The 14,385-nt window shown below is 59.0% G+C and carries 13 protein-coding genes and 1 riboswitch; of the genes, 9 read left to right on the forward strand and 4 right to left on the reverse strand.

Going from position 1 to position 14,385, the window contains the following annotated elements; all coding sequences use genetic code 11:
• The first annotated feature begins 110 nt into the window (after window positions 1-110).
• The 5 genes from VK574_RS06170 to VK574_RS06190 all read left to right on the forward strand — a co-directional run bounded on the left by VK574_RS06170 (window position 111) and on the right by VK574_RS06190 (window position 7,252).
• On the forward strand, window positions 111-1,253 hold the full coding sequence (locus VK574_RS06170) for a homocysteine S-methyltransferase family protein (protein ID WP_472798949.1): 1,143 nt from the start codon (window positions 111-113) through the stop codon (window positions 1,251-1,253).
• Entirely contained in the window at window positions 1,250-3,940 is a 2,691-nt protein-coding gene (metH, locus tag VK574_RS06175; RefSeq protein ID WP_472798950.1) for a methionine synthase, read from the forward strand. Before VK574_RS06170 ends, metH begins: the two co-directional genes overlap by 4 nt.
• A 175-nt stretch (window positions 3,941-4,115) precedes the next feature.
• Window positions 4,116-5,255 (forward strand): chitobiase/beta-hexosaminidase C-terminal domain-containing protein, encoded by a 1,140-nt coding sequence (locus tag VK574_RS06180; RefSeq protein WP_472798951.1) that lies wholly within the window; start codon window positions 4,116-4,118, stop codon window positions 5,253-5,255.
• Between the two features lie 211 nt (window positions 5,256-5,466).
• Window positions 5,467-5,574: riboswitch (SAM riboswitch) on the forward strand.
• Window positions 5,575-5,703: 129 nt separating this feature from the next.
• A complete protein-coding gene (gene thrC, locus VK574_RS06185) occupies window positions 5,704-6,981 on the forward strand; it encodes a threonine synthase (RefSeq protein ID WP_472798952.1) in 1,278 nt (425 codons plus the stop codon).
• Window positions 6,971-7,252 carry a MoaD/ThiS family protein gene (locus VK574_RS06190; protein ID WP_472798953.1) on the forward strand — a complete coding sequence of 94 codons (282 nt, stop codon included), beginning with the start codon at window positions 6,971-6,973 and terminating at the stop codon, window positions 7,250-7,252. The genes thrC and VK574_RS06190 overlap by 11 nt, the downstream gene beginning before the upstream one ends.
• Before the next feature lie 288 nt (window positions 7,253-7,540).
• On the opposite strand, the gene VK574_RS06195 is transcribed toward VK574_RS06190, so the two are convergent.
• Window positions 7,541-7,858, reverse strand: coding sequence for a hypothetical protein (locus VK574_RS06195; protein WP_472798954.1), 318 nt, complete (start codon window positions 7,856-7,858; stop codon window positions 7,541-7,543).
• 351 nt (window positions 7,859-8,209) lie between these two features.
• Here VK574_RS06195 and VK574_RS06200 point away from each other — a divergent pair, with 351 nt between their 5' ends.
• Together VK574_RS06200 and VK574_RS06205 are read left to right on the forward strand one after the other, a co-directional pair.
• Entirely contained in the window at window positions 8,210-9,043 is an 834-nt protein-coding gene (locus VK574_RS06200) for a GNAT family N-acetyltransferase (RefSeq protein ID WP_472798955.1), read from the forward strand.
• Between the two features lie 23 nt (window positions 9,044-9,066).
• A complete protein-coding gene (locus VK574_RS06205) occupies window positions 9,067-9,804 on the forward strand; it encodes a lysophospholipid acyltransferase family protein (RefSeq protein ID WP_472798956.1) in 738 nt (245 codons plus the stop codon).
• 22 nt (window positions 9,805-9,826) lie between these two features.
• Here VK574_RS06205 and VK574_RS06210 read toward each other — a convergent pair whose 3' ends face one another.
• The 3 genes from VK574_RS06210 to VK574_RS06220 all read right to left on the reverse strand — a co-directional run bounded on the left by VK574_RS06210 (window position 9,827) and on the right by VK574_RS06220 (window position 13,091).
• A complete protein-coding gene (locus VK574_RS06210) occupies window positions 9,827-10,879 on the reverse strand; it encodes a LacI family DNA-binding transcriptional regulator (RefSeq protein WP_472798957.1) in 1,053 nt (350 codons plus the stop codon).
• Between the two features lie 101 nt (window positions 10,880-10,980).
• Window positions 10,981-12,435: a glycerate kinase type-2 family protein gene (locus VK574_RS06215; protein ID WP_472798958.1), complete on the reverse strand. Its 1,455-nt coding sequence runs from the start codon at window positions 12,433-12,435 to the stop codon at window positions 10,981-10,983.
• Window positions 12,432-13,091: an alpha/beta hydrolase gene (locus tag VK574_RS06220; protein ID WP_472798959.1), complete on the reverse strand. Its 660-nt coding sequence runs from the start codon at window positions 13,089-13,091 to the stop codon at window positions 12,432-12,434. Before VK574_RS06220 ends, VK574_RS06215 begins: the two co-directional genes overlap by 4 nt.
• Between VK574_RS06220 and VK574_RS06225 the strand changes: the two genes are divergently transcribed.
• Both VK574_RS06225 and VK574_RS06230 read left to right on the forward strand, forming a co-directional pair.
• Window positions 13,084-13,296, forward strand: a complete 213-nt coding sequence (locus VK574_RS06225; RefSeq protein ID WP_472798960.1) for a hypothetical protein — start codon at window positions 13,084-13,086, stop codon at window positions 13,294-13,296. The genes VK574_RS06220 and VK574_RS06225 overlap by 8 nt on opposite strands.
• Before the next feature lie 21 nt (window positions 13,297-13,317).
• A complete protein-coding gene (locus VK574_RS06230; RefSeq protein ID WP_472798961.1) occupies window positions 13,318-14,352 on the forward strand; it encodes a M20/M25/M40 family metallo-hydrolase in 1,035 nt (344 codons plus the stop codon).
• The last annotated feature ends 33 nt before the right edge of the window (window positions 14,353-14,385 follow it).

Here is a 14,385-nt window from a genome sequence, read left to right on the forward strand (position 1 = left end):
GTTCGAAGCACTTCAGGCCGGCAATCTCTCGATCCAATCCCCGAATGTTCCTTTTCCCTGCTTCGAACCGCCGCCTTGGTCCGTAAGCCTCATACAATCATCAAAGAGATATGACGACGACATCCGAACATCCCCTGGTGGAGATTCTGAAAAAGCGCATCGCCATCATTGATGGCGCCATGGGCACGACCATCCGCACCTATGGCATGACCGAGGCGGACATCCGCGGCGAGCGGTTCAAGGATGCAAAAAAGGATTTGAAGAACAACGGTGACCTGTTTGTCCTGACACAGCCCCAGATGATCGGCGACATTCACCGGCGCTTTCTCGAGGCCGGGGCCGACATCATCGAGACCAACACGTTTGGCGCGACGACCATTTCGCAGAGCGAGTTCTTTGTCGACGACCCGCGAGAGCATGGGGGACGGAAGGATCCAGAGTTCTACCAGAAGATCATTAATGACCCGTTTCTAAAGGGCCTCGCGTGGGAGATCAACGAGGTGTCGGCAAAGATTTGCCGGGAGTGGGCGGATCGCGTCGCGAAGGAGACCGGAAGGCCGCGCTTTGTGGCAGGATCGATCGGGCCGCTGACAGTTTCGTTGTCGAATTCGCCGGATGCGAACGATCCGGGATTTCGGTCGGTAACGTTCGACCAGGTGAAGGCCGCTTACGCCGAGCAGGTGCGGGCACTGATCGCGGGCGGGGTTGATTTTCTGCTGGTGGAGACGATCTTCGATTCGCTGAATGCCAAGGCGGCGCTGGTGGCGATTCGCGAGGTGTTTGATGAGGATGGCCTGACCGCCAGTGGCAAGGAATTGCCGGTGATGATTTCGGCGGCGGTGGGACGCGGCGGAGAGACGTTGATTTCGGCGCAGACCACCGAGGCTTTCTGGAATGCGGTGGAGCATGTGAAGCCGCTGGCCGTGGGATTGAATTGTTCGCTGGGACCGGACCTGATGTATCCGTTTTTGTTGGAGTTGTCGGAGAAAGCGAACGTGGCGATCTCGTGCTACCCGAACGCTGGGTTGCCGAATCCGCTGTCGGCGACGGGGTTTGATCTGGGGCCGGAGGATATGGCGCGCTATCTGAGCGAGTTCGCAAACGCTGGGCTGATCAATATTGCGGGCGGATGCTGCGGCAACACACCGGAGCATATTGCGGCGATCGCGAAGGCACTGGAGGGCTTGCCCCCGCGCAAGATGGGCGCGCGGGCGGAGCCAGAGTCCGATGCGAACGAAGGTGTTGCCGCATGAAGCCTCTTCGCCTGTCAGGATCGCAACCGTTTACACAGCAAGCCGGGGTTTTCATCATGATCGGCGAGCGGACCAATGTGGCCGGTTCGCCGAAGTTTGCGCGTCTGGTGAAGGACGGCAAATTTGAGGAGGCCGTGAGCGTCGCGCGGCAGCAGGTGGAGAGTGGCGCCAATGTCCTCGATATCTGCATGGACGAAGGGATGATCGACGGGGTCGCGGCGATGTCGCGGTATCTGCAACTGCTGGGAAGCGAGCCGGAAGTCGCCAAGGTTCCGTTCATGATCGACTCGTCGAATTGGGCCGTGCTTCAGGCTGGGCTGAAGTGTCTGCAGGGCAAGGGCATTGTGAATTCGATTTCGCTGAAAGAGGGCGAAGCGAAGTTTTGCGAACATGCGGCGACGGTGTTGAAGTATGGCGCTGCTGCAGTGGTGATGGCATTTGACGAGCAGGGACAGGCAGCGAGTTTCGAAGACAAGATTCGCGTGTGTGAGCGCGCCTACAGGATCCTTGTGAACAAGGTCGGGTTTCCGGCCGAGGACATTATCTTCGATCCGAATATCCTTACTGTCGCGACAGGGATGGAGGAGCACAATAACTACGCGGTCGACTTTATCAACGCGACGCGGTGGATCAAGGCGAACCTGCCGCATGCGAAGGTGAGCGGCGGCGTCTCGAATATTTCGTTCAGTTTCCGCGGCAACAATCGCGTGCGCGAGGCGATGCATTCGGCGTTTCTGTATCACGCGATTGCAGCGGGCCTCGACATGGGCATTGTGAATGCCGGCATGCTCGAGGTGTACGAAGAGATAGATCCGAAGCTAAAAGAACTCTCGGAAGATGTGCTGCTGAATCGGCGGCCCGACGCGACGGAGCGCCTGGTTGACTACGGCGAAACGCTTAAGGGCGAAGGCGCCGTGGTGACGGAGAAGAAGACGGAGGAGTGGCGCAACGGGACGGTGGAAGATCGGCTGACACATTCGCTGGTGAAGGGGATCGACAACTACATCGAATTGGATACGGAAGAAGCGCGCGCGAAGCTCGGTCGGCCGCTCCTGGTGATTGAAGGCCCGCTGATGGCGGGAATGAGCGTTGTCGGCGATCTGTTTGGCGCAGGCAAGATGTTTCTGCCGCAGGTGGTGAAGTCGGCACGCGTGATGAAGAAAGCGGTTGCATATCTTTTCCCGTTCATGGAGGCCGAGAAGGCGGCCATGGAGGCTGCGGGCCAGGTTGTGAAGGCACAGGGAAAAATCGTGTTGGCAACGGTGAAGGGCGATGTACACGACATCGGCAAGAACATCGTGGGCGTAGTTCTGGCCTGCAACAACTACGAGGTGATCGATCTTGGCGTGATGGTTCCAGCAGAGAAGATCCTGGAGCGCGCCAGGGAAGTGAAGGCTGACATCATCGGGCTGAGCGGATTGATTACACCGTCGCTTGACGAGATGGTGCACGTGGCGCGGGAGATGGAGCGGTTGCAGTTCAAGGTGCCACTGCTGATTGGCGGAGCGACGACCAGCCGTGCGCATACGGCGGTAAAGATTGCGCCGCACTACAGCGAACCGGTCATCCACATCATCGATGCAAGCCGCGCCGTTCCGGCGACGACGAGTCTGTTGAGCGACGATGGCAGGGCGGAATTTGTGGCGCAGCATCGCAGGGAGTACGAGGCAGTGCGCAAGGCGCATGCGGTGCCTCAGCAGAAGACAATTGCGCTTGAGAAGGCGCGCGCGCGGCGGACGCCGATTGAGTGGCGGGCGGCGGATCTGCCTGTTCCTGAGTTCACGGGAGTACGCGTGCTTGACGATTTTCCGCTGGCGACGCTACGGGAATATATCGATTGGACGCCGTTCTTTCATACCTGGGAACTGAAGGGCGTTTACCCGCGCATCTTTGACGACGAGAAACAAGGAGAGCAGGCGCGGCAAATCTTCAAGGAAGCCAACGCGCTGCTTGACCAGATCGTCCAGAAGAAGATGATTACCGCGCGCGGTGTTTATGGGCTATTTCCGGCAGCGGCGGTGTGCGACGATGTTGAACTCTTCACGGATGAGACGCGGACTAGAAAATTGGACAGTCTGCATTTCCTGCGGCAACAGGCGAATCGCGAGGGCAGTGAACCGTGCAGGTCGCTGGCGGATTTCGTTGCGCCGAAGGCAACGGGTTTACGCGACCATGTGGGAGCTTTCGCGGTGACGAGCGGCATCGGGTTGAAAGCGCTGACTGATCGTTACCGTGCGGAAAACGATGATTACAACGCCATCATGGCGGAGGCGCTTGCGGACCGGCTGGCAGAGGCATTTGCCGAGTGCCTGCACAAGCGGGCGCGGGATGAGTGGGGCTATGGACGGGTCGAGACATACGGCCCCGCGGAGTTGATCCAGGAGAAGTATCGCGGCATCCGTCCGGCGCCGGGATATCCGGCGTGTCCTGATCACACGGAGAAGGGAACGATCTGGCGTTTGCTCGATGTGGAAGCGAAGACTGGAATCCGCATCACCGAGTCGTTTGCGATGTGGCCGGGATCGAGCGTGAGCGGGCTTTATTTTGCGCATCCTGAAGCGCGCTATTTCTCCCTGGGCAAAATCGATCGCGAACAGATAGCCGACTATGCGGAGCGCAAGGGGCTGAGCGTCGCCGAGACTGAGCGCTGGCTGTCGCCGAATTTGAATTACGATCCGTCGCGCTGACTGTAGAGAGAATGGACCGCCTGAATTTTCCTGACGAATTGTGCCGGAAGTCACATCCAGGCGCGCTTAAAATGATTGACTCTGTCAGACGCCGAATGCTTCGATGTTGGGCGGTGCGGTAGTGCACGCCTATGCGACATCTGATGGGAGAGTTCACGTGCAGATGAGGGCTGATATGTTGACGGTTTTGGTTTTAGCGAGCGCATTGATTTGCGGCTGTGGTGGAGGCGGGGGAAGTACGGTCGGTAGCGGTAGTGGCGGGGGCAACACGCCGACTCCGGCGGCGACTCCCACTGTGACTGCGGTTGCGGCGCAGGCCGGTGCGCAGGTTGTTAGCCTGGCCGACACCACGAGCGGCGCCACGATCTACTACACGCTGGATGGTTCGGCTCCGACGACGACATCGCAGGTGTATGAAGCGCCGTTTCTGGTGGCGTCGAACATGACCGTGAAAGCGATTGCGACTGCGTCGGGCTCTACGACGAGTGCGGTGGCTTCGCAGAGCTTTGCGCCGAATATCGCTTCGGGCACGCTGGTGTGGAGCGACGAGTTTTCGAACTCGGGAACCAGCAACGCGCTGCCGGATTCGCAGGTGTGGGCCTATGACACCGGCTTCCAGTGCTGCGGAAACAACGAGCAGGAAACATATTGTGCGGCCGGGTCGGGAACGGCTCCTTGCGATCCGAATACTCCGAATGCGTATATCGATACCACCGGACTTCTGCACATCACGGCGCGCCATCTTTCGGGTACGACGTACACTTCGGCGCGACTGAAGACACAGGGGCAGTTCAGCTTCATGTACGGGCGCGTCGAGGCCCGCATGATGTTGCCGGAGAGCCAGGGAATGTGGCCGGCGTTCTGGCTGCTTGGGAACAACATTGTGAAGCTCAGTTGGCCTGGCTGCGGCGAACTCGATGTGATGGAGCATATCGATGGGAGCAATCCTCCACCGTATGCGGGCGGGACGCCGCCGGGCTACGACTGGATTGCGGGTTCGGTGCATGGGGGAACCAGCGCCAGCGAAGCCAATGGCACCCAGCAATATCATCCGAACGGATTTTCGGCGGCTGCCTGGCATACCTACGGCATGATCTGGAGCAAGGGGCAGGTGGAATTCTACGTGGATGATCCGAGCAACGTGTATGCGACATTCACGCCGGCGAACTTCCCCGGGACATGGCCCTTCGACCAGGGACCGCAGTTCATTATTCTGAATCTCGCGGTGGGCGGCAGTTGGCCGGGGAACGTGGATGGGACGACGGTCTTCCCGGGCGACATGCAGGTGGATTACGTGAGGATTTATACGAACTGATCTACTTCGAGCCGAGGTCTCAAAAGCGAGACCCTTCAACTTCGCGCAGGGCAGGCGCCGGACCACCCACCTTTCTGACGCTCGCCCTTCCCGGGTCAAATTCATCCATTCAAATGGGGTTGGGTTCCGTTCGCTGAGTGGTTACTTGCGGCGTCAGCCGGGCTGTGGTACAAACTAAATATTCAAGTTTGCCCCCAAAGGGCAAGCCTGAGTTTCATGCAGAGTGGCTGAGGGACGAGCCCTGTGACGCCACGACAACCTGCCCGCGCAAAACGGGAGTATGGTGTCAACTCTTGCCCGGAGACGGGGAACATGAGATTCGGGGGTTGCTTCAGCACCCTATGCTTTAGCAGCTTCGCAGGTAGTTTCGAGTCAATTCACGTTCACTCTTTTTCGGGCTAGTCACGCGCTCGAGCTTCTCGTGTCACTCGCAAACAGCGAGGGACCTTTGACGACTGCGTATTGGTTGCGATGTCGGGAATGCGGCAAGACCTATGGTCATCAGCCGCTTTCAATCTGCGATGAGTGCTTTTCTCCGCTCGAGGTGACCTACGACTTCGAGTATGCCCGGACCCGCTTTACCCGCGACACCATCTCCCAGGGATCGCTGGACATGTGGCGCTACCGGGCGCTGCTGCCGGTTGCGGACAGCTACGTTCCGCAGACGCCGTCGGGACTGACGCCGCTGGTGAAGGCTCCGCGACTGGGCGCACAGTTTGGCGCGAAGAATCTTTACATCAAGAACGATGCCGTGTGCATGCCGACGCTGAGTTTCAAGGATCGCGTGGTGGCCGTGGCGCTCGCGAACGCGCAGGATTTCGGATTCGACACGGTCGGGTGTTCTTCGACAGGCAATCTGGCGAATGCGGTGGCGGCGCATGCGGCGCGGCTGGGACTGAAGACGTTCATCCTGGTTCCGGCGGACCTGGAGCCGGCGAAGATTCTGAATACGCAGGTGTATGGGGCGACGCTGGTGCGCGTGGAGGGCAACTACGATCACGTGAATCGGCTCTGCTCGCAGATCGCCGATCGCTATAACTGGGGATTTGTGAATGTGAACCTGCGGCCCTACTACTCCGAGGGATCGAAGACGGTTGGATTCGAGATTGCCGAGCAGCTTGGGTGGAAATTGCCCGATAACGTTGTGGTGCCGATGGCCGGCGGTTCGTTGATTACGAAGATCAAGAAGGCATTCAACGAACTGATCGAGCTTGGGCTTGTGGATGAGAAGCCGGTGCGGTTCTTTGGAGCGCAGGCGACGGGATGCTCGCCGATTGCGAAGGCGGTGAAGGGCGGAACGGACGTGATCGAACCGCAGCGGCCAAACACGATTGCACGGTCGCTGGCGATCGGGAATCCTGCGGACGGCATGTATGCGGCGCGCGTGATTCGCGGAACCGGAGGCTGGGCGGAGGATGTTTCGGATGTCGAGATTGTGTCGGCTATCCAGGAACTCGCTGAGACGGAAGGCATCTTTACGGAGACTGCGGGCGGCGTAACCACGGCCGTGACGGCGCGGTTGTATGCACATGGGCGGATCAAGCCGGATGAGTTGACCGTTACATGCATTACCGGCAACGGTTTGAAGACGACCGATTGCCTGAGCGGAGCGTACGAGCAGAGTGCGGCGATTCGTCCGCGGCTGACGGATTTTGAGAATTTTGTGGAAGAGCGCAATGCTGCCAGCCAGGGCCTGAGCCTGGCGGAGGAGATCCATGGCCGTTAGAGTTTTGCTGCCAAACGCATTTCAAAAGCACACCAACAACGTACGTGAAATTTCAAGCACGGCGTCGAATTTGCCGGAACTTGTGACGGATATTGAGGGGCGTTTTCCTGCGCTGCGGCAACATCTGCGCGGCGAAGATGGGCAGATTCGCAGGTTTATCAATTTCTATGTCAACGAAGAAGATATCCGATTCCTGGGGAATGATAAGTACGCGTTCCAGGAAGGGGATGAGGTGCTGGTGATTCCTTCGATTGCGGGGGGATGCTGCTGAGGGTTTTCCTGGGGTAGTGAAGCGAGACGTGGCCGATTTGGCCACGTTTTGCTTTTGGTGCGCCCCTGGCATGGTCGCGGACCGGCTGAGAGGATATCGTGTCGGGGCCTGATCTTAGGGCCAGGTCGTGGCTACCATCCATCTGAGCCAGCCGCAAACCAGAATCGTGGGTGCCTCCAGATGGGCGAGGACGAAGACAAGAGACCAACAGATTGCCGACGATGTGCTCACATGATCGTCTCGAAACCTGATCTATCCGAGCATTTTTCCCTGACGTAATGAATCGGCTCAATCCGTGATCATGTGCAACGCGACGATTGCAAGGATTCCGCTCGCTGTAACTGTCGTGCCGGCGATCAGCTGGGTCGAGGCGTGAGCGCGGATCAGGCCCAGAATTTTCAATGTAGCGTCGCACAACTCGGGATCGCGGCGCCACTCGCGCATGAGCGTCGCCGATCCGATGATTTGGACAGAGAGGGGCATTGCAATTAGCAGAAGCCACAAGCCGACGTGCGCGCTCGATGCGTACCAGTCGACGATGCGCCGCGCCGTACGTGCCGGCTCGTATCGCTGAGGCTGTATCTCGCGTGCAAATAGCGCAGTCATAAATAGAACTGCTGGGAAAACGAGTAGCAATTCCAGGGCGGCGAGGGAACGTCGAATCGGCTTCATGAATTTACTTTGTATCACAAAGTATATTTGGTGACAACTGAAAATTCAGTCGCGATGCGGGGAATCTAACTCGTCTCGTATGTGAGATAGATCACATGGTTTTGCGGGTACATCTCTTCTAGAGGTCACATTTGGCGGCACTTTCACTTTGAAGACAGAGATTTTTTTGCATTTCTTTTGCGTTCCCTTCATCTTCCTCTTACAATCGCTGCCGGATACTACTCCCGTGATTGCGCAAGCAGGGAGAAGGCTCCGTTCGCACTTTTACCTCCTACCACCCCCGCGGTGGACCCCTCCCATTCTTTTTCCTTTGCAGCGGCACCGGTCTCGCCGGTAAAGCCGAGCATCTACGCTGAAGTTGGCCGCTACAGGCTGCGGCTGGCCCAGAGCGCAGATGATCGCGAAGCCGCATGCAGGCTGCGTTTCAGGGTGTTCAACATTGAATTGGGCGAAGGGCTGGAGCGCTCGTACGAGACGGGAATCGATACCGATCACTTCGATGTTTTCTGCGAGCATTTGCTTGTCGAAGACAAAACCGATGGGCGCGTTGTGGGCACTTATCGCATGCAAGCGGGAAGTACAGCCGGACTCAATCTAGGCTATTACTCAGCGCAGGAATTTGAATTCGCACCTTATGAGCCTTTGCGCCGCGACATACTGGAACTTGGCCGGGCATCGATCGATCGCGAACATCGGACGCCCGAGGTACTTACATTGTTATGGAGGGGCATTGCGCAGTATGCTCATGATATGGGGCTTCGTTATTTGATAGGTTGCTCTTCCTTGAATTCAAAGGATCCGGCCGAAGGGTCGCTGATGTATCGCGAACTCGAGAAGTATCGAGTCTCTCCGGAATTTGAGACGGTGCCGACGCCACCTTACGAATGTCCAACCGAACAGGCGGGAAGGGATGCACAGATATCGCCGGACCCGCATAATCTTTCGACACCAACCAAGGTTCCCAAGTTATTGAAGACCTACCTGACCATCGGAGCGCGCATCTGCGCACCGCCGGCGTGGGACCGCGAGTTTGGCACGATTGATTTTTTGACTCTGCTCGATCTGAAGATGCTCTCCCCGGCCGCGCGTAATCGGTTTCTCGCGCCTTTGACGCGATGAGGTTGAGGAGACCAAGGCGCGCTGTGGCGCTGGTTTTTGCACTTTCGGTCAGTATTCTTCGCCTGGGGTTAATGCTCATGACGGGCCCATTCACGCCGGAGCGCAGGGGCCTGTGGTTTCAGGCGACCGCGCGGCGGGTGATAACCAGTCTGGGAGTCGGTTTGCGGGTCAACGGACAGACGCCCGCGTGCGGACTTGTGGTATCCAACCACCTCAGCCACATTGATGCCATCATCTATGCGGCCATCGTACCCAGCGTCATGGTGGCGAAGGCCGAAATCAGCAGCTGGCCGGTGATTGGCATGATGGCCCGAGCCTGCGGCACGCTTTTTGTCGACCGATCGAGCCGATCGAGCGCACTTGCAGTGACAGAGCAGGTTGCCGAGCGACTCAAGGGGCCGCTGCCGGTGCTGTTTTTTCCAGAGGGCACCAGTACCGATGGCAGTGAAGTGTTGCGATTTCACTCAAGACTTTTTAGTCCGGCGGTTGAGGCTGGTGTGCCGGTAACAACGGCCACCATACGGTACGTGATCGACGACGGGACACCGGAGCGGGAACTGTGCTGGTTTGGAGATGCGCTGCTGGTGCCCCATCTCTGGAAGGCGCTGGGCGTTACCGGTTTCTTTGCCGATGTGCACTTTGGAGAGCCGAGAGTTTACCACGATCGCCGCGAAGCGGCCGACGAGACTCACGATGAGATTGTCGCCGTGCGGAGCGGTTCGATGGTGCGCGAAGAAGCAGAGATGCTGCAGCCGGTGTAACTCGCAAAATCAGATCAGGAGCTCACGCGCCGGCGGGCGGCGGCGCCGTGGACCCGCGGACGACGAGGCTGGTCGAGACGAGAAACTCGCGCTGAAGGCCCGGCTTTCCCGGGCCTTCGCTATGTTGGCGGAGCGCTTCGAATGCGGCCTTGGCCAGATCGGAGCGCGACAGGCGGATGGTGGTGAGCGGCGGAAGCGTGAACTCGGCGAAGTCGATATCATCCAGTCCGATGACGGACAGGTCCTGCGGCACGCGAAGGTCCTGCATGTAGGCCGCGCGCAGAACGCCGATGGCCGTCATGTCATTCGAACAGATAACTGCAGTGGGCCGCGCGCTGAGTGCCTGCAGCTTCCCGAACCCGACTACGCCGCCCTTGAGGGTATGGTCGCATTCGATAATCCACTTTTTCTGAATGGGCAGTTTGCCTTCCTGCATCGCTGCCTGAAAGTCGTTCTGGCGGGTGATGGCGGAATGCAGTTTGCGTGGTCCGGCAAGAAAGCCGATTTTGCGATGGCCGAGCGCAGCGAGGTGGTCGACAGCGGCGCGCATCCCGGTGCCGTAATCGAGGACGATGGTGCTGGCTTTGGGCTCCGCGAGCTTGAACTCGGCAAGAACTACAGGCACGTCGTGAAAAGACAGTTGATCGAGCACAGGTTCTTCTTCGCCGAAGGTCATGACCGCGACGCCTTCCACTTTGCGCTCAAGCATGCGGCGCACGCATGTGGTGAGCACGGCTGGGTCGCTATTGGAGGAGCTGACAAGGATCTCGTAGCCGCGGGCCACCGCAATCTCCTCGAAGCTCTGGATCAGTTCAGGGAAGAACGGGTTGGTAATGTTTTCTACGATGATGCCGAAGAGGCGGCTGCGGCCTGAAACCAGCGTGCGCGCGTGGGTGTTGGGAAAATAATTGAGCTGTTCGATGGCATGCCATACGCGCTTGGAGAGTTTTTCGCTGACGACGGGCGAGCCGTTGATGGTGCGTGAAACCGTGGCGATGGAAACCTTGGCCAATGCGGCCACGGCCCGAATATCGGGGGTCTTGTCGGCGTTTTTGCGACTTGCTTTTCGAACCACGTGTGAGTCCTGAGTAGAGTGGGAGTTCAATAGGAATCGAAGTTACATCATAGCCCCGGCTGACTGGCCCGGGGGAGCGAACGATGAAGGCTGGCCCCGGTTCAGGACTTATCAGAGATCAGGAGCCGCAGGTCGCGCAGATTATGCCCGGTGGGTCCGGTGACCACGGTATCGCCGAGGGCCGTAAACAAGGGACAGGCATTGAAAGTGCGCAGCGAGCCTTCAGGATCGAATCCGAACGCAACCGCGCGCGCGACCGTTGTGGGATCGGCAATGGCTCCGGCATTTTGTGTGTTGCCATCGATGCCATCGGAACCGGCGCTGAACACGGTAAGCATTTCGCTGGGATGATGAGCCAGTTCGAGCGCGCAGGCCAGGGCGAACTGCTGATTGCGGCCGCCCGCGCCGGGCGTGCGATCCAGCGTGACGGTCACCTCGCCGCCGGAGATGAGGCAGAACCGGCGATGTAAAGCGCGCAGATCGTGGAAGCGATCGAGCAGATAGCGGGACGCCTCGGCATAGTCCCAGTCGTCGCAAGAGTTGTCGACCGCAACGAAGTAGCCGGCTTTTTGCGCGAGCACCCGCGCACTCTCGACAAGGTCGTGACTCGACAACAGGAGTTCAAAGACCGAATCGCGAAAGGCTTCGTCTTCGCCGGTGAGGTTGACGGCTGAAGTGAAGCGGCGTGCGGGTGCCGGCTCGTTTTTTTGAAACCGGGCAAGAAATGGTGGCCGCCAGCTTTTGTTGCCGGGGGACTCGGGAAGGTCCGTGCGCTCGAAGAAGGCGCGCACAACTGAAGGAAATTTGCGGGCGAGGTCGTATTTATCGATGATCTCGTGCACTTCATCGACTGTGGAATGATCGGGCGAGGTTGGTCCGGAGGAGAGGGCATCGAGGGTCCGCAGGGGAACATCCGGCAGCAGGAAAGACACTTTCATGGCCTCGGGAGCGGCGATGGCGAGGCGGCCGCCTTTCACTGCGCTGAAGTGCTTTCGCAGCGTGTTGATCTCATTGATGGGTGCGCCGCAGCCGAGAAGCGCTTCATGAAATGCCACGGTGTCGTCGAGGCCGATCTGAGGATCGAGAGGCAGGTCGAACATGGCGGAACCGCCGCCGGAGATCAGGAAGAAGACCAGCGTATCCTTCTTCGCCTTCTTCAGCATGGCAAGCGCGGCGCGTGCGGAGGCGAAGGATTCCTCATTTGGCAAAGGGTGCCCACCTTCGAAGTAGCGGAAGCGCCAGTTGCGCTTTTTGGGGACGTACTTGGTGCTGCAGATGCCGCGGAGGCCCTTGCGGCGTGTCATGCGGTCGAGCAGGATTTCGAGCATGGGGCCAGCGGCTTTTCCCAGAGCAATGACAAAGATTCGCTTGAACTGGGAGAGATGGATGACGTCGGGACCGCTGCCGTCGGGAATCAACCGCTTGAGTGTGTTGCCCTCGAAGCGGATGCGGCGATCAAATGCGGACTCGATGCTGCTTGCCTCAAGCGCGCCGGTAAAGAACTCGGTGGCGCGGGCATGGAGAAAATCAAGCGCGGTATCACTGGCCGGCGTCATCGTATCTGCTCCTTCAACCAGGCGGCGAGGGCGGTCTGCAACTCGTCGAGATGGCCGGTAAAAAAGTGATCGGCATTCGGGACGAGCACGAGGGTCTTGGGGTCCGCGGCAGAATCAAACACCTGCTCCAGCTGCAATTTTGTGGCGAACTGATCCTGATCGCCGCTGACAAAGAACTTGGGGAGAGTGCAGCTGGTGAGGAGCGGGTATTCGTAAGAACGTTTGAAGCCGTGGGTCGGAAGTCCCAGCAGGGCAAGCGTGCGAAGACTCGGGCCGTCGCTGGGTGCGGATGACGCGCAAGAGGCGGCGATTGCCATGGCCGCGCCAAAGCTAAACCCAACGAGGACGATCGGCAACTTGTATTCGGCGTGGAGCCAGTTGAGCGCGGCAACCACATCGGTCGACTCGGCCTGTCCGTCGTGCTGGCCTTCGCTCATGCCGGTGCCGCGAAAATTGAACCGGAGCACCGGCCAACGCAGGTTCCACTCCGGAGCATTCAGGACTTTCATAGCGTGATAGACGACCTTGTTGTGCATGGTGCCGCCGCCCTTCGGGTGAGGGTGGCTGACGAGGCCGACGAACTGCGCGTCGGATGCGCCTTCGTTCAGCAGAGCCTCAAGCCGTCCTGCAGAACCGCGCAAATCGACGGTGCGCAAGGTGTTTTTTTCCGAACTCGTTTTCGACAAAGACGTCGGGGCGGAGGAGATCATTCCAAATGCCATTTTACGCCGACTTCGCGTCGCGCCGTTCGCCCCGACGCTGGAAATTGCCGTCATGCCACTGTTACCTACCGGCGAGAATCCGATTCCGCCGATGCGCGCCGTCTGGAATCGCGGCTCATCTCGAGGTGGCTGTCGCTGACTGCGATATTCTGGCAGAACCATGCTCGCGTTCCCGCCGCTCGATCCGATTCGCTTCACCGAACAGCTCTGTCAGATTGAATCCACGACCTATAACGAAGGTCGGGTAGGCGACTTTCTTGCGGATTTTCTGGCGGCGCGGGGATGGGCCGTGGAGAAGACGCCGGTTCCGCAACCGGACGAGAGTGCCGAAGGGGGAGAGCGGTGGAATGTTTACGGCGGAACCGCGGGGCAGACGCCCGACCTGGTCTTTTCCACGCACATGGATACGGTCCCCCCGTATATCCCATTTCGTGAAGACGCGGAGTTTCTTTACGGCCGCGGGGTGTCGGATGCCAAAGGCATTATTGCCGCGCAGCTGGCGGCGGCCGAGGCCCTGCGGGACGAAGGATATCGTGTCGGCCTGTTGTTTGTGAGCGGCGAAGAGCGGGACTCCGCCGGGGCAAAAGTGGCGAATGAATCGCCGAAGGGGAGTCGTTTTCTCATCAACGGAGAACCCACCGACAATCGGCTGGCGCTGGCCTCGAAGGGTTCGTTGCGTGCCGTGTTCAGGGCGTCGGGTAAGATGGCGCACTCGGCTTACCCGGAGCTTGGGGATAGCGCCGTGCACAAACTGGTGGAGGTGTTGGGGCGCGTGCTGAAACTGGATTTGCCGGTGACCGAAGATGTGGGTCCGAGCACGCTCAACATCGGGCAGATTCATGGAGGGCATGCGCCCAATGTGATCGCCGACAAGGCTGAAGCTCAGGTGCTGGTGCGGCTAGTTGGAGATTCAGAGCCAGTGCGCGCGGCGCTGATCGAAGCTGCCGGCGAACTGGCGGAGGTGGAGTTTACGCTGGAGATTCCGTTCGTCCGGTTACGCGCGGTGGAGGGTTTGCCGACGATGATTGCCAAATTCACCACCGACATTCCACAGCTTTCGAATTGGGGCGAGCCGTTATTGTTGGGGCCGGGATCGATCCATGTGGCGCACACGCCGTTTGAGAAGCTGGCGAAGAAGGAACTGGCGGAAGCCGTTGAGTTGTATATTCGGGTTGGTCGACAGCTATTGGCGTGATGGAGCGCACCCATTCCATTTCAGCAGCATCCA

The organism is Occallatibacter sp. (assembly GCF_035317045.1).
Lineage (GTDB): Bacteria > Acidobacteriota > Terriglobia > Terriglobales > Acidobacteriaceae > Telmatobacter.